General features: G+C 67.2%; 17 protein-coding genes. 12 read left to right on the forward strand and 5 right to left on the reverse strand.

Annotation, left to right across the window (positions count from 1 at the left end; translation table 11 throughout):
- From Q0672_RS08690 to Q0672_RS08745, 12 genes are all read left to right on the forward strand, one after another.
- Nucleotides 1–1,040 (forward strand): glycosyltransferase family A protein (locus Q0672_RS08690; RefSeq protein ID WP_298621627.1); only part of this gene is annotated, 1,040 nt, incomplete at its 5' end.
- 4 nt (nucleotides 1,041–1,044) lie between these two features.
- Nucleotides 1,045–2,097 carry an NAD(P)-dependent oxidoreductase gene (locus Q0672_RS08695; protein ID WP_298621628.1) on the forward strand — a complete coding sequence of 351 codons (1,053 nt, stop codon included), beginning with the start codon at nucleotides 1,045–1,047 and terminating at the stop codon, nucleotides 2,095–2,097.
- Nucleotides 2,098–2,343: 246 nt separating this feature from the next.
- Entirely contained in the window at nucleotides 2,344–3,459 is a 1,116-nt protein-coding gene (locus Q0672_RS08700; protein ID WP_298621629.1) for a radical SAM protein, read from the forward strand.
- Nucleotides 3,456–4,250, forward strand: a complete 795-nt coding sequence (locus tag Q0672_RS08705; RefSeq protein WP_298621630.1) for a hypothetical protein — start codon at nucleotides 3,456–3,458, stop codon at nucleotides 4,248–4,250. Before Q0672_RS08700 ends, Q0672_RS08705 begins: the two co-directional genes overlap by 4 nt.
- 54 nt (nucleotides 4,251–4,304) lie before the next feature.
- On the forward strand, nucleotides 4,305–7,946 hold the full coding sequence (locus Q0672_RS08710; RefSeq protein WP_298621631.1) for a glycosyltransferase: 3,642 nt from the start codon (nucleotides 4,305–4,307) through the stop codon (nucleotides 7,944–7,946).
- Between the two features lie 288 nt (nucleotides 7,947–8,234).
- Entirely contained in the window at nucleotides 8,235–9,059 is an 825-nt protein-coding gene (locus Q0672_RS08715) for a flagellin (RefSeq protein WP_298621632.1), read from the forward strand.
- Between the two features lie 76 nt (nucleotides 9,060–9,135).
- Nucleotides 9,136–9,519, forward strand: coding sequence for a flagellar protein FlaG (locus Q0672_RS08720; RefSeq protein WP_153160001.1), 384 nt, complete (start codon nucleotides 9,136–9,138; stop codon nucleotides 9,517–9,519).
- 205 nt (nucleotides 9,520–9,724) lie between these two features.
- On the forward strand, nucleotides 9,725–11,119 hold the full coding sequence (gene fliD, locus Q0672_RS08725; RefSeq protein WP_153160000.1) for a flagellar filament capping protein FliD: 1,395 nt from the start codon (nucleotides 9,725–9,727) through the stop codon (nucleotides 11,117–11,119).
- Nucleotides 11,120–11,140: 21 nt separating this feature from the next.
- A complete protein-coding gene (gene fliS, locus Q0672_RS08730; protein WP_153159999.1) occupies nucleotides 11,141–11,554 on the forward strand; it encodes a flagellar export chaperone FliS in 414 nt (137 codons plus the stop codon).
- Between the two features lie 18 nt (nucleotides 11,555–11,572).
- On the forward strand, nucleotides 11,573–11,920 hold the full coding sequence (locus Q0672_RS08735) for a flagellar protein FliT (RefSeq protein ID WP_153159998.1): 348 nt from the start codon (nucleotides 11,573–11,575) through the stop codon (nucleotides 11,918–11,920).
- Between the two features lie 29 nt (nucleotides 11,921–11,949).
- Nucleotides 11,950–13,026: a flagellar hook-length control protein FliK gene (locus tag Q0672_RS08740; protein WP_298621633.1), complete on the forward strand. Its 1,077-nt coding sequence runs from the start codon at nucleotides 11,950–11,952 to the stop codon at nucleotides 13,024–13,026.
- The gene (locus Q0672_RS08745; protein WP_153159996.1) at nucleotides 13,023–13,325 is read left to right on the forward strand and encodes an EscU/YscU/HrcU family type III secretion system export apparatus switch protein; all 303 of its coding nucleotides are present in this window, start codon (nucleotides 13,023–13,025) and stop codon (nucleotides 13,323–13,325) included. Before Q0672_RS08740 ends, Q0672_RS08745 begins: the two co-directional genes overlap by 4 nt.
- A 66-nt stretch (nucleotides 13,326–13,391) precedes the next feature.
- On the opposite strand, the gene Q0672_RS08750 is transcribed toward Q0672_RS08745, so the two are convergent.
- The 5 genes from Q0672_RS08750 to Q0672_RS08770 form a co-directional block, all read right to left on the reverse strand.
- Nucleotides 13,392–13,664, reverse strand: coding sequence for an oxidative damage protection protein (locus Q0672_RS08750; RefSeq protein WP_153159995.1), 273 nt, complete (start codon nucleotides 13,662–13,664; stop codon nucleotides 13,392–13,394).
- 97 nt (nucleotides 13,665–13,761) lie between these two features.
- Nucleotides 13,762–15,414: a sensor domain-containing diguanylate cyclase gene (locus Q0672_RS08755; RefSeq protein ID WP_298621634.1), complete on the reverse strand. Its 1,653-nt coding sequence runs from the start codon at nucleotides 15,412–15,414 to the stop codon at nucleotides 13,762–13,764.
- Nucleotides 15,415–15,439: 25 nt separating this feature from the next.
- Complete coding sequence (gene argA / locus Q0672_RS08760) at nucleotides 15,440–16,789, reverse strand: amino-acid N-acetyltransferase (protein WP_298621635.1); 1,350 nt, start codon at nucleotides 16,787–16,789, stop codon at nucleotides 15,440–15,442.
- A gap of 48 nt (nucleotides 16,790–16,837) precedes the next feature.
- Entirely contained in the window at nucleotides 16,838–18,325 is a 1,488-nt protein-coding gene (gene pap / locus Q0672_RS08765; protein ID WP_298621636.1) for a polyphosphate:AMP phosphotransferase, read from the reverse strand.
- Nucleotides 18,318–19,058 (reverse strand): 16S rRNA (uracil(1498)-N(3))-methyltransferase, encoded by a 741-nt coding sequence (locus tag Q0672_RS08770; RefSeq protein ID WP_298621641.1) that lies wholly within the window; start codon nucleotides 19,056–19,058, stop codon nucleotides 18,318–18,320. The genes pap and Q0672_RS08770 overlap by 8 nt, the downstream gene beginning before the upstream one ends.
- Between the last annotated feature and the right edge of the window lie 6 nt (nucleotides 19,059–19,064).

Raw genomic sequence — 19,064 nt, forward strand, 5'->3', positions numbered from 1 at the left:
GTGCCCATCACCTCAACGACTCCCTGCGCTCGATCCGCAACCAGAGCTACCGCGACTTCCAGGTGCTGGTGATCGACAACGCCTCCACCGATGACACCGCCGAGGCCATGGCCGACTGGCTCGATCGCGACCCACGCATCCGCTACTACCGCAATGAGCAGAACGTCGGCCACATTGCCTCGGCCAACATCGCGTATCGAATGACGTCCGCCGAGTACGTGCTCCAGATGCACGTGGATGACGTCCTGCATCCGGATTTCCTCACCGAGGTACTTGCCAACGGCCTTGCCAGGCATCCCGAATGCGCGTTCGGCTACAGCCTGTTCTATCGCCTCATCAACGGGGTAGCGGTCGAGGGCACGCACCAATACCGGCCGAACCTCCCGACCGGCGTGCAGCAGGTCATGGGCCCCCTGTGCTTCACGAGCTGGATCATCCAGTCCTTCGCCGTGTTCCGCCGTGCCAACTTCGACGCGGTAGGTGGCTTCGACCGCCACATTTCCCGCTTCTGGGGCAACGACTCCGTCAGCCTCCGCGGTGGCTTCGTCGATCACTACATGTGGGCGCGCCTCGCCACCACCGGCCCCGCCTACGTGGTCGATGCGCCTCTCGGCTACTACCGCATCCACGAAAAAAGCCAGTTCACCCAGACCGCCGAACGACGACGCCTCATCCAGGAAGCCATTCGCACATACGACTACATCTACGACGACCACGACCTCTTCGACGATGTGACCCGCTACCTGGTCAAGGTGAACGAAGTGGGCCGGCTTCTCACCGACAACGGCCTGGTGAAGACCGCCATCGACATGCTCGCCAGCACCGAAACAGGCCCGGAGATCAATCCGCTCCGCAAGGGATTCCTCACGGCCCTACACGACGCCCTGCGCGTGATGATCTTCGACTCACCCAAGTGGCGCGATCACTACCAGATGGAGCCCACGGCGACGCTCGATGCCCTCGCAGCAACATTGGAAACCCTGCCGCCCGACACCATGCCGGAGAAACGCCGCGCGCCCATGGGCGGCCGGGCAAGCTGACGCCATGACCGCCGCGCCGCTTTTCGCCGCCGAGATCGACACCGCCGTCGCCCGCTTCGGCAACGGCTGGGATGCCCTGCGCGGCGCGCGCATCTTCATCACCGGCGGCACCGGCTACTTCGGACGCTGGCTGCTGCCGGCCCTGGCCAGCGCCAACGACACCCTCGGCCTCGATCTGCGCGTCACCGCCCTCAGCCGCGATCCGGCCCGCTTCCTCGCCCACGCGCCCGAAGTCGCCACCAGCCCGGCGATCCGCTTTCACCCCGGCGACGTGCGCGACTTCGACTTTCCCGCCGGCGACTTCACCCACCTGATCCACGCCGCCGCCACCTCGGCCGCCGCCACCTTCCACCGGCAGGAAGACCCGCTCACCAAGTTCGACACCACGCTCCAGGGCGCCCGCGGGGTGCTGGACCTCGCCGCCGAGCGGCGCATCCCGCGCCTGCTGATGCTCGGCTCTGGCGCCTTCTACGGCCCGCTCCTGCCCGGCCACGACGCCTACACCGAGGACTACCCGGTCGCCCCGGCGGCCGACAACCTGGACGTCGCCATCGGCCAAGCCAAACGCGCCGCCGAATTCCTCTGCGCCGCCTACGCCGACCGCCACGGCCTGTCGTACAGCACCGCGCGCTGCTTCTCCTTCGTCGGCCCGCACCTGCCGCTCGACCTGCACTACGCCATCGGCAACTTCATCCGCGATGCCCTGTGGGGCGAAGCGATCACCGTCGGCGGCGACGGCACGCCGGTGCGCTCCTACATGTACGCCGGCGATCTGGTGGTGTGGCTGCTCACCCTGCTCGTGCGGGGCGAAAACGGCCGTGCCTACAACGTGGGCTCGGATGAAGCCGTCACCATCGGGGATCTGGCCCGCCGCGTCGGCCGCGTCGTTGCACCGGGCAAGCCCGTGCGCATCCTCGGCCAGACCACGGGCCTGCCCACCCGCAACATCTACCTGCCCAGCATCGCCCGGGCCCGTAGCGAGCTGGGGCTGGACCTGTGGACGCCCCTCGACGAGGCCATCCGGCTCACCGCCCGCTGCGCCGAAAGCCGGAATTAGGCCGCCGTCCTCCCCCTATTCCGGCCATGCCTCTGGCCTTCCAAATCGCACAATCCGTAGCCAGACCCTGAAATGGCATCGTGCCCTTCAGAAAGCGGACAACAAGCCGTAAGTGCCGACACCACCGCGTTTTTCCCGGATCCAGGCGTGCCCCGCCAAGCCCCCGAAAAACCGCGCAAGCCCCAACAGCCTGTCGGCACCCGGCGCGTCGTGTCCGGCTCCCGACGCCAAAACGAGATTCGAACCATGACCGCCATCCTGACTGCAGACCCCGGCCTCACCGCCTCCGAAGCTGCGAAGCGCAACGATCTCGCGTCCCGGAAGCCCCACGTCGCCGCCAAGCTCGCCCGCGTCGCCGAGATGGAAGAGCGCGGCGAGATCAGCCCGATCATCCGTCTGGAAAAAAGCTACCTGTGCAACTTCCAGTGCACCCACTGCTCCGCCGAGTACTACATGGACCGGCACCTGGAGAAGGTTTTCAAGATCAAGGACGAGCGCCAGAAGATCGACCTGGACGACATCCGCCGCCTGTCGAAGGAAGCCGACGAGCTGGGCCTCGCCCGCTTCGTGATCACCGGCGGCGAACCGCTGGTGATGAAGGATTTCGACGCCGTCGTCGAAGCCATCGACCCGGACCGCCACTACGTCATCACCGACACCAACGGCTGGTTCCTCGACCTGGAGCGCGCCAGGCACCTCAAGGCCATCGGCGTCGAGAAGGTCCAGCTGTCCCTCGACAGCATGATCGAGGCCGAGCACGACAAGTTCCGCAACAAGCCGGGCTCCTACAAGCGGGTGATGCGCGCCATCGACGCCTCGCTGGAAGCCGGCCTCAACCTGATCCTGTCCACCGTGCTGGTGCGCGGCCGCGGCAAGAGCGACGAGTTCCGCCAGATGTGCGAGTTCGCCAAGTCGAAGGGCATCGGACTGTACGTGTCCTACGCCAAGCCCACCGGCTCGTGCACCGACCACCCCGAATTCGTCATCGACAAGGAAGACGCCGACGTGGTGCGCGAGCTCGAAAAGAGCTACCCGGTGTTCACCCACATGACACCCTCCTACGGCTCGTTCAAGGGCTGCATCACCGTCAAGGGCATCATCACGGTCACCTCCACCGCCGAGATCACCCCCTGCCCGTACATCGACTTCTCCCTGGGCAACCTGCGCCAGAACTCCCTCAAGGAGATCCTCGACCGCGGCATGCGCAACCCCTGGCTCGGACCGCACCGCCCCGACTGCCTGATCGGCGAAGACCCGCAGTTCATCAAGATCCACACCGAACGCACCAAGGGCGCCACCCACCTGCCCCTGCCCTGGGGCAAGGGCTTCTCCGACAACGACTCGCTGCAGGACGAAAAATGAGCACGACGACCCTCGCCCCCGCCGCCTTCGACGAATTCGGCCGCTGCCTGCCCACCGCGGTCCAGTCGCCGGCGCACCGGCAGTCGCGGCGCTATTTCCGCCTCGGCACGCCGGCTGTCGATCCCGCCGCCATCCTGGCCCGCCTGGGTCGCCACCTGGGCGCCGGCAAGGGCCTGGATGTGGACAGTTTCACCCGCCGCATCGACGCGATCCGCGCCCGCCTGGCGGCCGATCCGGCCACTGCCGGGCTCCTCAACGGCCTCGCCGTGCCCTTCATCGTGCCGCGCACCCCGGTCACCGAGATCGGCACGCTGATGGAAGAAGGCTACCTGCCCGCCGTCGCCCGCAGCTTTGAAGAGGCCTTCCCGGCCGAGCGCTTCACCAACCACGTCAAGCTCGGCCTCGCCGGCAAGCTCACCGTCCAGCCCGGCTCGCGCCACGAGCGGCTGATCGAGGCGATGGGCAACGACGAGGTGGTCGGGCTGTACTTCCCCTGCCTCACCGAATACTCCCTGCCCGCAGCGGTCGAGCAGATCGCCAGCCTGCCGGATCACCTCCTGCTCGCCGGCGGCTTCGACACCGCCGCCGCCTTCGTGGGCGTGCCCGACCTGCTGCTGCGCACCGACGGCTACCCGCCGCTCCTGTGGCTCACCGGCCTCGCAGGCGAGAAGCCCGGCATCGGCTATCACTTCGAGGCCTACGGCCACGACCTCACCTTCAACCGGCGGGCTCACCTCGGCCAGACCGCCGAATACTGGTGGAGCGGTATCTCCGTCCTCGAAACCCGCTAAACAGAAACCCGAAACCCGTCAGCGGAGCACGCTCCGCCCAACCAGACCGCCACCATGCCCGCAAGCCCCCCCAGCCTCTACGCCAGGCGCCGCCATCCGTACTACGTGTTCGCACCAGACTACGTGCGGACGTCGGCCGGCATTCGGGTCATGCACCAGATCTGCGACACGCTCAATCGGCTTGGCGAAGAAGCCTACCTCACCACACAGGTCGTCAATCCAAGGCTCAACACCCCCCTGCTAACCGACGCGGTCCGCGCCCGTCACGAAGAAGCCGGTTTGCGTCCGATCGCCATCTACCCCGAGATCGTCGGCGCCAACCCGCTCGACTGCGACGTGGTCGTGCGCTACATCCTCAACCGCCCCGGCGTACTCGGCGAAAAGCCCGCCTACGCAAACACCGACCTCTTCTGGATTCACTCCGACGAATTGCGGGAATACGTGCCCAACGCGATTGGCACGCTGTATCTCCCCCCCGTGGACACCTCGCTCTTCCACAACAGGGACAATCCCGACGACGACCAACGAAGTGGTGCCTGCATCTATTTCGGGCGCTACCGGGAAGGACAGCGGGAACACGCCGAGCTGGCCGATCGCTGCACGGTCATCACCAAGGATTTTCCGGCGACCCACGAAGAACTCGCCGCACTCCTGCGCCGCAGCACGCACCTGTATTGCTTCGAAAACACCTCCGTCACGATGGAAGCCCGCCTCTGCGGTTGCCCCGTCGTGCAGCTTCCCAGCAGCTTCCTCAATCCGGCCAAGCCGTGGGGCACCCACCTCGGCCTGGACTTGGGCCTGACCGACGGTGACGCGCCCGAAACGCTCGCGGCAGCCCGGGCTGCGCTGCCGGAACTCGACCGACGCTATCAGGAACTCGAAACTCGCTTCTGGGACGATCTTGCTGATCTGGTGCGCGAGACTCAGCGCGCTGCCACCCGTTGTCCCCCACGCAAACGCCCGCTCCCCGACAAGGCCGAGGACGAACTCTCCAAGCTCTACGAAACCTGGCGCGCCCGCCGCACGCTGCAGGAGATCGACGCCCAGCTCCTCGCCGAGCGCATGGTGCTCACCTGGAAGACCCGCCCGGGCATCCACCTGTTGATGGCCGTCCATCCGGGCGAGGAAAACCTCCTCGCCGACACCCTCGACAGCCTCGCCGCGCAGCTCTACCCCGAGTGGCTGCTCACCGTCGCCACCGTGCTGCCCACGCCCGAGGGCCTGGGCGACATCCCCAACCTGCAGTGGCTCGCCCTGCGCGACGCCGCCCACATCGACTACGTGCTGGGTGAGATGGCCGCCGCCTCGCCGGGCAGCTGGCTGGCCCGCATCGAGCCGGGCGTCACCTTCGAGCCGCACACCCTGCAGGTCGTCGCCGACTACATCAACATCCGCCCCGACTGGCGCCTCATCTACACCGACGAGGACACCCGCGAACCCGACGGCCGCTACAGCCAGCCCTGCTTCAAGCCCGACTTCAACCTCGACCTGCTGCGGGCCCAGGCCTACTTCGGCAGCTTCGTGGTGGTCGCCAAGGACGCCTTCCTGGCCGCCGGCCGCTATGGCAGCCACAGCGGCGCCGAAAACTACGACCTCGCCCTGCGGGTGCTCGACCACGCCGGCGAAGCCGCCATCGGCCACATCGACCAGATGCTCGCCCACCTGCCCCGGGCCTCGGCGCGCACCATGAACCCGGCCGCCGAGAAGGCCGCCCTCGCCGACCACCTCGCCCGCCACGGCCTCGACGCGGTGATCCACGACGGCGCGTCCTTCGGCACCCGCCGCGTGCAGTACCGCTGGGCCGACGCGCCCCTCGTCAGCATCGTCATCCAGACCCGCGACCGGGAGGAATACCTGCGTCCGCTGCTCGACAGCATCGCCACCCGCACCGATTACCCGAACTACGAGCTCGTCATCGTCGACAACGACAGCACCGACCCCGACGCCGTCGCCTACCTGCGCGGCCTCGCGACCGAAGCCCGCTGGGCCGGCCGCTGCCGCGTCGTGGCCTGCCCCGGCGAGTTCAGCCACGCCCGCGGCGCCAACGCCGGCGCCGCCGCCGCCCACGGCGACTACCTGCTGTTCCTCGACAACGACACCCACGTCGTGCAGGACGAATGGCTCGTCCGCATGATGGACATCGCCATGCGACCGGAAGTCGGCATCATCGGCCCGCGCCTCACCTACCCGGAAACCGCCAAGGTCCAGCACACCGGCTGGGTGCTCGGCCTGCGCGGCAGCGCCGGCAGCCCCTGGAACAACGACCTCGAGATCACCGATCCGGGCTACATGGCCCGCGCCCTGTGCGACCAGAACGTCAGCGCCGTGTGCGGCTCGGCCCTGCTCGTGCGGCGCAGCCTGTTCGATCAGCTCGGCGGCATCGACGCCGAAGGCTTCCCGCTCTCCCACGGCACCCTCGACCTGTGCCTGCGTGCCCGCGAAGCCGGCAGCAAGATCGTGTGGACGCCCTACTCGATGCTGGTCCACTTCGACGCCATCTCCCTCAAGGCCCGCCAGCGCAAGCCCGACGGCATGCTCGCCGACCTGCTCGGCGCCATGGCCGCCAACGACCGCCTGCTCGAGCGCTGGCTGCCGAAGCTCGCCCACGACCCGGCCTACAACCGCAACCTGAGCCTCGCCGATCCCTTCAAGCCCGAGCACGTGGCCCCCATCGACTGGGACACCCACTTCCACGACCGCCCGCGCATCCTCGGCGTGCCGCTCACCGGCGGCGCCGGCGAATACCGCCTGCGCGCCCCGCTGCGCGCCATCGGCCAGGCCGGCCTCGCCCAGACCATGATCTGCGAACCGCCCAAGGCCTTCTCGGTGCGCATCCTGTCGCCCGTCGAGCTGGCCCGCGCCGCGCCGGACGCGATCATCATGCACCAGCCGCTCGACGACCCGCAGACCGACGCCCTCGAAGCCTACAAGCGCTTCATGCCCCAGGTGCGGCGCATCATCACCATCGACGACCTCATCACCGCGCTGCCCAAGAAGAACTCCTTCTACAAGGCCGGCTTCAAGGACGCCCGCCCGCGCCTGCGCCGCACCCTCGGCCTCGCCGACCGGCTGGTGGTCAGCACCCGCCCGCTGGCCGACATCTGCGCCGACATGATCGGCGACATCCGGATCATGCCCAACTGCCTTGAAGGCGCCCTCTGGAACGACGTCGCCCCGCCGCGCCTGCCGCGCAAGAAGCCCCGCGTCGGCTGGGCCGGCGCCCAGCAGCATCTGGGCGATCTGGAACTCATCTACCCGGTGGTCGAAGCCCTGGCCGACGAGGTGGACTGGATCTTCATGGGCATGTGCCCCGAGCCCCTCAAGCCCTTCGTCCGCGAATCCCACGGCTTCGTGCAGGATTTCCGAACCTATCCCCAGGCCCTGGCCCGGCTCGACCTCAACCTGGCCATCGCCCCGCTCGAAATCCACGCCTTCAACGAGTGCAAGAGCAACCTGCGCCTGCTCGAATACGGCGCGATGGGCTGGCCGGTGATCTGCACCGACATCTATCCCTACCAGAACGCCCCGGTCACCCGCCTGCCCAACGAACCCGAAAAGTGGATCAGCACGATCCGCGAACAGCTCGCCGACCCTGCCGCGCTGCAGCACGCCGGGCACCTGCTGCAGGCCTGGGTGCGCGACGGCTACATCCTCGAAAACCACGCCACAAGCTGGTTTGCGGCCTACGGACCCTGAAGGGCATCGCCCCCACCCCAAAAGCATATCGACAACCGGCCGGAAAACCGCGCCGGTTCGTGATTTTTGGTGCTAAAGCTTTGATTTTCTGAGCCGCTATCAAAAGCCAAGCGGTAATCCGCAGAAAAAATGCAAAGCACACAAAAACGAAAATGTCAACATTTCTTCTAAAGTAGCGCCAGCCAACTCCGTTAATGAATTCAACGGCGGTTGCCTTACACACACCGGGCAAGGCGAACCAAAGTTAAGCCTCGTCGCTTATCTTGAACGGAATTAAGGAGAACCAAAATGGCTGCCACTATCAACACCAATGCGATGTCGCTGAATGCGCAACGCAACCTTTCCACGTCCCAGGCCAGCCTGGCGACCTCGGTTCAACGCCTGTCGTCAGGCCTGCGCGTCAATAGCGCAAAGGACGATGCTGCCGGTCTGGCGATTGCCGACCGCATGAACTCCCAGGCCAAGGGCTTCGACGTTGCGATCCGCAACGCCAACGACGGCATCTCGATGGCGCAGACCGCCGAATCGGCGATGCAGGCCGTCACCGACAACCTGCAGCGGATGCGCGAACTGGCCGTCCAGGCTGCCAACGGCACCTACACCTCGGGTGACCAGGCCAACCTCGACACCGAATTCCAGCAGCTGCAACAGGAAATCCAGCGCGTCGTCGGCGGCACCACCTTCAACGGCCAGAACGTGCTCAACCTGTCGTCTGCCGTGACTTTCCAGGTTGGCGCCGGCAATGCCACCACCGACACCATCACAGTCCAGGGCAGCGCGGTTTCCCTGTCCGGCGTGTCCGCCGCCGTATCCGGCGCCGTGACGAGCGTTGGCGCCGCCACCGCAGCGATCGCAAGCATTGACACCCAGCTCAACAACCTGAACACCGCCCGCGCCACCTGGGGTGCCGTTCAGAACCGCTTCAGCTCGGTCGTGCAGACCCTGTCGGTTGCCTCCGAAAACGCCCAGGCGTCCCGCGGCCGGATCATGGATGCCGACTTCGCGAAGGAAACCGCCAACATGACCCGCGCCCAGATCCTCCAGCAGGCAGGCACCGCGATGGTCTCGCAGGCCAACAGCATGCCGAACAACGTGCTGTCCCTGCTCCAGTAACGCGATACAGACGTAACCCTGACGTGCGCGGCCGCCCACAGGGCGGCGGCGCCGCCAGCACAAGGGGGAGATGAGCATGAGCATCCAGCCAGTCGGCACAAGCAGCGCGCAGTATGTGCCACCCGTCAATGCCTCGACGGGCGCCGGCGCCTCCCGTGCAACCGAGAACGCCGCAAGCACCGGTGCGGTTCAGGCATCCCAGAGCACCGCCCAGACCGGCAAGGTCGCGCCCCCGAGCAACGAACAACTCAACCAGGCGGTCAAGCAGATCCAGGACGTCATCAAGCAGACCGCCAACAGCCTGCAGTTCTCCATCGACGAAGACCTGGGCGTCTCCATCGTCAAGGTGGTGGACACCGAGTCCAAAAAGCTCATTCGGCAGATTCCGTCGGAAGAGGTGCTGGCCATCGCCAAGGCGCTCGACAAATTGCAGGGACTGCTCGTCAAGCAGCAGGCCTGATCCGGACACCCCAAGCCGCCAGACCCTCCCCTGGCGCAGATTTGATCCCACCCTCGCGGTGGGATTTTTTTTGCCGCCGCATGCCGGACAGCTGAACCTGGCACAACTAATGCATTCCAACTGACAACACGCGACCACACTCAAGTTTTCCGGGGTGCGGTCGTAATTTCCGTCAATCGCTTCACCGCACCACAAGGGGTCCATCATGGCCACAATCTCATCAGCTGGAGTCGGCTCGGGAATCAACGTCGAATCGCTCGTCAGTTCGCTGATGTCTGTTGAAAAACAGCCCCTTACGAAACTCCAGTCGCGCCAGAGCAGCTACGAATCGAAGATCTCCGCCCTCGGCACGCTCAAGAGCGCCCTGTCCACCCTGCAGACCGCCGCCAAGGCACTGACACCGGCAACCGGCAGCACGGCAACGGCATCTTTGTCCGCCTATAAGGCAACTCTTGCCGATTCGACCATCGCAACGGCAACAACGACCAGCTCGGCCGTTGCCGGCAGCTACTCCCTCGAAGTCACCGCCCTGGCCACCAGCCAGCGCTACGCGCTGGGCAAGACCTTCGCCGCCGGCGACGCGGCGCTCGATTTCGGCACCGACAGCAGCCGCACGCTCACCTTCACCAAGGGCAGCACGACCACCACCGTCACCCTGGAAAGCAGCCAGAACACCCTGGCGGCCGTGCGCGACGCCATCAACAAGGCCGAGCCCGGCGTGAGCGCCTCCATCGTCACCGACACCAGCGGCAAGCAGAACCTGCTGCTCACCGCCACGTCCGGCGGCACCGCCAACGCGGTGACCATCGGCGGCACCGCCACCTTCATCGACGCTGCCGCACCGGGCTCGCCGATCGCCGCCTCCAGCGCCTTCAACCAGACCCTTGCCGCCAGCGACGCGGCGGTGAAGATCCAGGGCGTGTCGATCGCCACCAGCGGCAACTCGATCACCAACGCCATTGACGGGGTGAACCTCGAGCTCACCAAGACCGGCACCACCACCCTCTCCGTCACCCGCGACAACACCGACCTGAAGAGCAAGCTCGACACCTTCATCAACGCCTACAACAGCCTCAACACCTCGCTGAAAAACCTGGGCGCCTACAACGCCAGCACCAAGACGGCTGCCGTGCTCAACGGCGACTCGACCCTGCGCAGCATCCAGTCCCAGGTGCGCAACACCATCGGCAGCGTTCCCGCGTCCCTGAGCGGCGCCACCTACAAGACCCTCAGCGACATCGGCATCGCCTTTCAGACCGACGGCAGCCTGAAGATCGACAGCGCCAAGTTCGACAAGGCGGCCAGCGCCAACTTTTCGGCCACCGCCGCAGTGATCGGCGCCTTCGGCAGCACGATGAAGACGACCACCACCAACCTGCTTGCCAGCAACGGGGTGATCGCCAGCCGCACCGACGGCCTGAACAGCAGCATCAAATCCATGGGCAATCAGATCGACGCCTTCGAGACGCGCCTGACCATGATCGAAAAGACCTACCGCGCCAAGTTCACCGCGCTCGACACCAGCATGACCAGCATGACGACCACCAGCAGTTACCTGTCACAGCAGTTGAGCCTTCTCAGCAGCATGGCCAGCAACTAACCCCGACCGGAGAGCAACTACATGTCGTTTGGACTCGCGGCCCGTCGCGGCGCTGCTGCCTACAGCGCAGTAGGCGTCGAAACCGGCGTTTCCACCGCCGACCCCCACAAGTTGATCCTCATGCTTTTCGACGGCGCCATCCTGCAGGTCGGGACGGCCGCCATCGCCCTCGAGAACAAGGACGTCCCCGGCAAGGGCACGGCGATCTCGAAGGCCATCGAAATCATCCTGAACGGACTCAAGGTCAGTCTCGACTACGAGGCCGGCGGCGAACTCGCCCAGCGCCTCGCTTCCCTTTACGACTACATGACACAGCGACTTCTCTACGCTAACCTGCACAACAGCCGGCCCGCGATGGACGAAGTCACTCAACTGCTCACCGAACTGAAAGACGCCTGGGCCGCCATCGGCAATTCCGACCAGGCAGACCGTTAGATTGCCGGAGACATCTTCATGAGTTCCCTCGCCCTCCTGGAACAGATGAGCAACTACTCCACCGAAATGGTGGATGCGGCGCGCGCCAACGACTGGGATCGCCTGACGCGTCTTGAAAAGCAGGTCGCCTCCCTGCGCGACCGCATCGGCGTCGAAGAGGCCCTGGCCTTCCCCAGCCGCCCCCGACGCATGTCCGAAGACGAGCGCGCCCGCAAGATTGCCCTGATCCGGCGCATCCTCGACGACGACAAGGAAGTCCGCGTCCACACCGAACCGTGGATGGACAGCGTCCGCCAGATGCTCTCCGGCGGCGTGCGCGAACGCAATCTGCGCAACGCCTACGGCGGCAACGACGGCGACGCCTGATCCAGTGCAGGCGGGCTGACGAGGCCGTCATGATTCCCGGCGATCTCGCTGCCCGCCTCCGGATGCTCACCGAGGCCAGTTTCTTTCAGGGCGAACCCACCGTCGCCCCCCTGGCCCGCGTCAAGGGCATCTCGAACCACCTCCCCGATTTCACCCCTGGCCAGCGCATCGTCGCCAATCTCCAGGCCACCAGCGCCGACAACACCTTCCTCGCCCGGGTCGACGGGCGCGAAGTCACCCTGGCCCTGCCCCAGTCCGTCAAGGCCGGCGACACCCTCGAACTGGTCGTCAGCCACGTCACGCCCCGGGCGGTCTTCGCCACCCTCGCCCAGCCGACACCCGACGCCGCAGCCGCCGCCAGCCGCCCGGCCCTCAGCCAGGCCGGCAAGCTGATCAGCTTTCTCCTCACCGGCCAGCCCGCCCCCGAAACCGCCAGCCTCGCCGGTGGCGAACCCCTGCTCGCATCGCCGCCCACCGCCGGCACCGGCGCCGCCCAGCTCGCCGCCAGACTCGGCAACGCGGTCAGCCAGAGCGGGCTGTTCTACGAAGCCCACCAGGCCCGCTGGCTCTCCGGGCAGATCGACACCGCCAGCCTGAAGCAGGAGCCCCAGGGCCGCCTCACCGCAACCCAGGCCAGCGCTTCGGCCGCGCCCCCCAGCACCGGCAACGCCGCATCGGCCGACACCGCCGCTGCTGCCACCTCGCGCCCCGCCGCCGACAGCCCGTCGCCCATCCCCGAACGCCTGCTGCCGCTGGTCCATCAGCAGCTCGACGCCATCGCCACCCAGCACATGGTGTGGCAGGGCCAAGTGTGGCCCGGGCAGATGATGGAATGGGAGATCGAAGACCCGGAGCAGGATCGCGCCGCAGCGGAAGAAGGCGCCGAGCCCTACTGGAACACCACCCTGCGCCTCACCCTGCCGGGCCTGGGCGGCGTCGAGGCCCGCCTCCACCTCACCCCGGCCGGCGTGGCCATGCGCCTGATCACCGACAGCGACACCGCTCGCGACGCCCTCGACGCCGGCCAGCAGCGCCTGGCCGACGCCCTTGCCGCCGCCAACGTCCCCTTCACCGGCCTCGTCGCAGAACGCCGGAGCACCCCGTGAACCGCCCCGAGCACCCCGGCGAGCAACGTGCCGAGGCGGTCGCCCTCGCCTACACCGCCGGGCAATCCGCCCCGACCGTGGTGGCCAAGGGCCGCGGCCTGATCGCCGCCGAAATCATCAACCGGGCCAAGGATGCCGGGGTGTACGTCCACGAATCCCCCGAGCTCGTCGCCCTGCTCATGCAGGTGGACCTGGACGCCCGGATTCCCCCCGAACTCTACGTGGCCGTGGCCGAACTGCTCGCCTGGCTGTACGCCATCGAGAACGGCCAGTCCGACAACCGACCACCGCCCAAATGACAACGGCCCCGAAACGGGGCCGTCTGTGCGCACCAGCCGGCATCACCGCCGGCCGTCGAACCGTGCTTACTGCTGGGGCGGAACGTAGCCGCTCACCTGGTCGGCACCGCCACCGAAGAAGTAGCGCTCCATCTGCTCGGCCAGATACTTGCGGGCCCGGGCATCCATCAGGTTGAGACGGTTTTCGTTGATCAGCATCGTCTGATGCCGCACCCATTGCTGCCAGCCTTCCTTCGAGACGTTCTCGAAGACGCGCTTGCCAAGTTCGCCGGGAAGCGGCGGAACATCCAGACCTTCAGCCTCGCGGCCGAGCTTCACACAATTAACCATCCGTGCCATGTTTCACCTCATGAGTTGGGGATGCCGGCGCGGTTGCGCCATCGCCGGCAGGTGCCGTGATTATAGGTCAGCCCGGCCCCGGGGCGATCGCGCCGCATCACGCCACGGTTTCACCGACGGACTCCCGGGCAAACTCCCAGCAGTTGCCGCCCAGCGCCTTGGCCAGGTACATCGCCCGGTCTGCTGCGCCGATCAGGCTTTCGGGGTTGTCCCCGTCCCGGGCGCTGAGGGCGATGCCGATGCTCGCGGTGACACCGGCCGGCTGATTGTTGAAATTGAAGCTCATGCCGGCGATGCACGCACACAGGCGCCGGGCGAGCTCCGAGAGCTCGCTGGCCGAGGCCGACGGCACGAGGATCGCGAACTCGTCCCCCCCGAGCCGGAAGAACATCTCGTTGCGCCGGACCACCGACCCCAGCTCGCTCGCCAGATCCACCAGCACCTCGTCACCGGCCTGATGACCGAAGCGGTCGTTCACCGGCTTGAAGCCGTCCAGGTCGATCGCCAGCAGGCCCACGCACTCCCGATGGCGGCTGCTGTCGGCCAGCATCCGCGCCAGCTCTTCATGGAAGCGCCGACGGTTGTAGAGGTTGGTGAGGGGATCGCGCTCGGCCATGTGCAACAGCTGACGAGCCACGCGGCGCTGCTCGGTGACATCCTCGAACACCCAGATCCGCCCCAGGGAGCGCCCGCCGTCCGGCCCCGGCACAACCCGCGAGAAATCGGTGACGACGCGTCCGTCGCTGAACACGATCTCGTAGGGCTCGCTCGGCGCGCGCTGGCTCAACACCTGATTGACGTGCTCCATGTACGCCGCCGGCTCGGCGACGAACTGCAGCACGTGCTGCTGCAGCACCACGTCGCGCACCCCGACGAAGCCCTCGCCGTCGTCCATCCGCCAGATTTCGTAGAGAGCGCGGTTGCAGTAGACCACCCGCCGGTCGGTATCCATGAACAGGATGCCCATCCGCACCACGTCGAGCAGGGCAGACAGGCGCGAACGCTCCTCGTTGCTGCGCCGCAGGTAGTGCTCGGAAAGCGCCTGGGCGCGGCGCAGCGCCGCGACGGTTTCGAGAAGCTTGAACTCCGCCTCCTTGCGCGCCTGGATGTCGCTCATCGTGACCCGCAGCCCGAGCAGCAGGCCCTCACCATCGCGGATGGGCTGCCAGTGCCAGCTGATCCAATGTACACCGCGGCTGCCGCCGATCAGGCGCAACTCGAGCTCGCTGATCTGCTCGTCGGCCAGCGCCCGGCGGATCTGATCGCGGCAGTAGCCCCGGTCGCGCTCATAGACGACCAGATCGACGAAATCGCCCGCCAGCACCTCGGCCGCGGTGCGCCCGGTGTAGCGCTCGATGACCTGGCTCACCCAGAAGAAGCGCCCGTCGCGGTCGACCCAGGCCTCGAGCGTCAGGCCGTCCGCCACCGCCACCTGAAAATGCTGGCCGATGCCCTCGGCCGGCAGCGGTGCGGGCGGGCCAGCAGGCGCAGGCGACGCCACCGGCGCGCCGTGCCGTGCCACGAGCGCAGCCTCGCATTCGGCGAGCCGGCGCCGCAGGAGCAGCACGTAAATGCCACCGCCCATCCCGAGCATGGCGGCAAGGCCGCTGCAGATCGAGACGACCGGCGAGGCGAATGCCTCGGGCAGCGCCGCCCACACGGGAGCGGCAGGCAGCAGGAGCGTCAGGCCGAGGCCTGCCAGCGGGCGGGCGCGGGGGGATGAAACCGATCGAAGGAGTCGGAAACTCACACAGTCACTTTCGCGGCAGCGCCGCTCACAGCGTTTTCATGAAAACCTTGGAACGGCGGCTCACGTCGTACATCTCGCGCTTCTGGCGCGGCAACTCCTCGGGTGGCGCCTGCCGGAAACCCCGCTCCCGGAACCAGTCGGACGTGCGGGTGGTGAGCACGAACAGCCGCTCGACGCCGATCGCCCGGGCCCGGGATTCCATGCGCTTGAGGAGCATCTCGCCCAGCCCGGCCCGGCGGTGCTCCGGCACCACCGCAACACACGCCATCTCGGCCGCGCGCTCGTCGATGAAGGGATACAGCGCCGCACAGCCCACCAGCACGCCGTCGTACTCGACGACGGTGAAGCGTTCGATCTCGGCCTCCAGGCGCTCGCGGCTGCGCCGCACGAGGGTGCCGTCGGCCTCCATCGGGGCGATCACCGCGCCCAGCGCACCCACGTCCTCGATGGTCGCCTCGCGCAGACGGAACAGCGGGTCGCGGGTTACCACCGTGCCGACGCCCAGCGGGGTGAAGAATTCGAGCAGCAGGCCGCCGTCCTTGTCCCGGTCGATCAGGTGGGCCCGGCCGACGCCCTTGCGCACCGCACGGATCGCGCAGGGCAGGTAGAGGTCGAGGTCTTCGGTCATCCCCTCGCCGGCCTTCAGCATGGACTCGGCGTCGTCGGCGGTGATCGCCTCGATCAGGCTGCCGGCCTTGTCGAGCAGCCCCGGCGCATCGCACAGGTAGATCAGCTTCTCGGCCTTCAGGGCGATGGCGACGGACTCGGCGACGGACTCCATGCTCAGGTTGAAGATTTCGCCGGCCGGCGAGACCCCCAGCGACGACATCAGCACCACGTTCTGCTGGTCAAGGTCGGCGGCGATTTCCTCGGCGATCACCTTGCGCACCGCGCCGGTGAAACCGTAATCGACGCCATCGACCACGCCCACCGGTTTGGCCACGACAAAGTTGCCGCCGGTCACGCGCATGTAGCTGCCGGCCATCGGGGTGTTGGGCAGGCCTTGCGAGAGCAGCGCCTCGACCTCGATGCGGGTCACCGCCACCGCTGCCTTGACGCATTCGAGGGCCGCCGCGTCGGTCACGCGCAGGCCGTTGTGGTAACGCGGCGTGAGCCCGCGGCGGGCGAGTTCGGCCTCGATCTGCGGACGCGCGCCATGCACCAGCACCAGGCGCACGCCCAGCGCGGCCAGCAGGTTGCAGTCATAGGCGAGCTTCTCGGCGAGCTGGCCGGCGGCCACCTCGCCACCAAAGCCCAGCACGAAGGTCTTGCCACGAAACGCGTGGATGAAGGGCGCAGCTGCCCGTACCCAGGCGACGAAGCGCTGGGAGAGATCATTGGGCGCAAGCGCCGGCGAGTTGTCGGGTGAATTCACGGAATGTTCCACAGCCAGGGGGGTGATCGGGCAATCCGTTTGTCCAGGTCAGTGTTTCAGGGCCGATTCGAGCTTATCGACCAGGACACGCAGAATCTTTACCCGCGCATAATATTTGTTGTCGGCCTCGACGAGGGTCCAGGCGGCGTTCTCGGTGCTGGTGCGGTCGATCATGTCGCACACCGCGGGCTCGTAGAGGGGCCACTTCTCGCGGTTGCGCCAGTCGTCCGGGGTGATCTTGTAGCGTTTGAAGGCTTCTTCTTCCCGCGCCTTGAAGCGCCGCAGCTGCTCCGCGTCGCTCACCGACAGCCAGAACTTCACGACGATGGCCCCGGCCGACACCAGCTGATCCTCGAAATCGTTGATCTCGGCGTAGGCGCGCATCCAGTCGGCCTCGGAGCAGAAGCCCTCGACCCGCTCCACCAGCACCCGTCCGTACCAGGAGCGGTCGAAGATCGCCACCTTGCCCTGCCGCGGCAGGCGCCGCCAGAAGCGCCACAGGTAGGGCTGGGCGCGCTCCTCGTCCGACGGCGCGGCGATCGGGATCACGTGATACTGGCGCGTGTCGAGCGCGGCGGTGACACGGCGGATCGCCCCGCCCTTGCCGGCGGCGTCCATGCCCTCGAAGACCAGCACCAGGCTGCGTTTCGCGAACTCCTCGCTGCGCACCGCCAGGGCCAGCCGGCCCTGGAGCTTCTCCAGCTGGCTCTCGTAATCCTTCTTGTCCATCGGCTGGTCGAGCACCAGCGCGTTGAGCAGGTTGCGCTCGTCCGGCGCGGCCACCAGCGGCGCGGCGGTCTGCCGCGTGCGGAAGCCCTTGCGGACGAACTCGATGCGCCGCTGCAGCCGCTCGAGGAGCGTCTTGCCCACGTGCACGGCCCGGTATTGAGGGTCGCTGCCATCGACGATCACCCACGGCGCGATGCCGGTGCTCGTGCGGCGGAGCACGTGCTCGGCCACCTCGCGGTAGCGGTCGTAGTGCTCGTAGATCTCCCAGTCGGCCTCGCGCACCCGCCAGCGGGTGTCCGGGTTGGCCTCAAGGGCCTTGAGGCGTTTCTTCTGCCCCGCCTGGGACAGGTGGAACCAGAACTTGATGAGCAGCACGCCCTCGGCGGCGAGCATCGCCTCGAAGCGGTTGAGCTCCGACAGACGCTGATCGAGATGCGCCTTCTTCATCCGCTTGAAGCTGCGCTCGTTGATGGGCTCGGAATACCAGTTGCCGAACAGAATGCCGATCTTGCCCTTGGCCGGCAGCGCCCGCCAGAAGCGCCACAGACGGGGCCGCTGGCGCTCCTCGTCGGTGGGCTGATCGAAGGCGTGCACCTCGATGTGTCGCGGGTCCATCCACTCATTGAGCAGATTCACCGTCTCGCCGCGACCGGCGCCGTCGATCCCGTTGATGAGGATCACCGCGGCGAAATCCTTGTGTTCGAGGAGATCGAACTGGGTGTTCAGCAGGTCGGTGCGCAGCTGCGGCTCGATCGTCGCGTACTCTTCCTTCGACAGCTTGTGGCCCAGCTCGGCTGACTCAAACATCAAGGTCTCCCGGAAAATCGCCCCACAGGGTTTGCATGGCCGCGATGGCCGCCAGGCCCGCGGTTTCGGTGCGCAGCACCCGCGGCCCGAGGGCCAGGGGCTCACAGCCGGCGCGATCGGCCAGGGCCAGTTCGGCCGGCGACCAGCCGCCCTCCGGCCCGATCAGGATCGCCACCGGCCCGGCCGGACGCGGCTTGCGGGCCAGCGCGCCCTCCGCCCCGGGGGCGAGGATCATCCGCGTGCCGGCAAAATCCTGAGCCAGGTACTTCGCCAGCGGCAGGATTTCGGCCACCTCCGGCACCCGGTTGCGGCCGGACTGCTCGCAGGCCGACACGGCGATCTGCTGCCAGTGGGCGCGGCGCTTGTCCGCCCGGTCGCCCGACAGCTTGAGCACCGAACGCTCGGCCGCCACCGGCTGGATCGCGGCAACGCCCAGCTCTACCGCCTTCTGCACGACCCAGTCCATCTTGTCGGCGCTCGCCAGGGCCTGCACCAGGGTGATCGCCAGCGGCGATTCCCGCTCGGCATTGAGCCGCGGGCCGAGCCGCGCCAGCGGCTGCTTGCCGAGGGCGACGAGGGTGGCCGCGCACTCACCGCCACGGCCGTCGAAGAGGGTCACCGCGTCACCCACCGCAAGGCGCAGCACGCGCTCGGCATGGTGGGCAACGGCCGCCGGCAGCGGCATGTCGGAATCGGGCACGAGGCCGTCGGGGCAAAAGAAGCGCGGGTTCATCATGCT

It is taken from the genome of uncultured Zoogloea sp. (assembly GCF_937894855.1).
GTDB classification, from domain to species: domain Bacteria; phylum Pseudomonadota; class Gammaproteobacteria; order Burkholderiales; family Rhodocyclaceae; genus Zoogloea; species Zoogloea oryzae.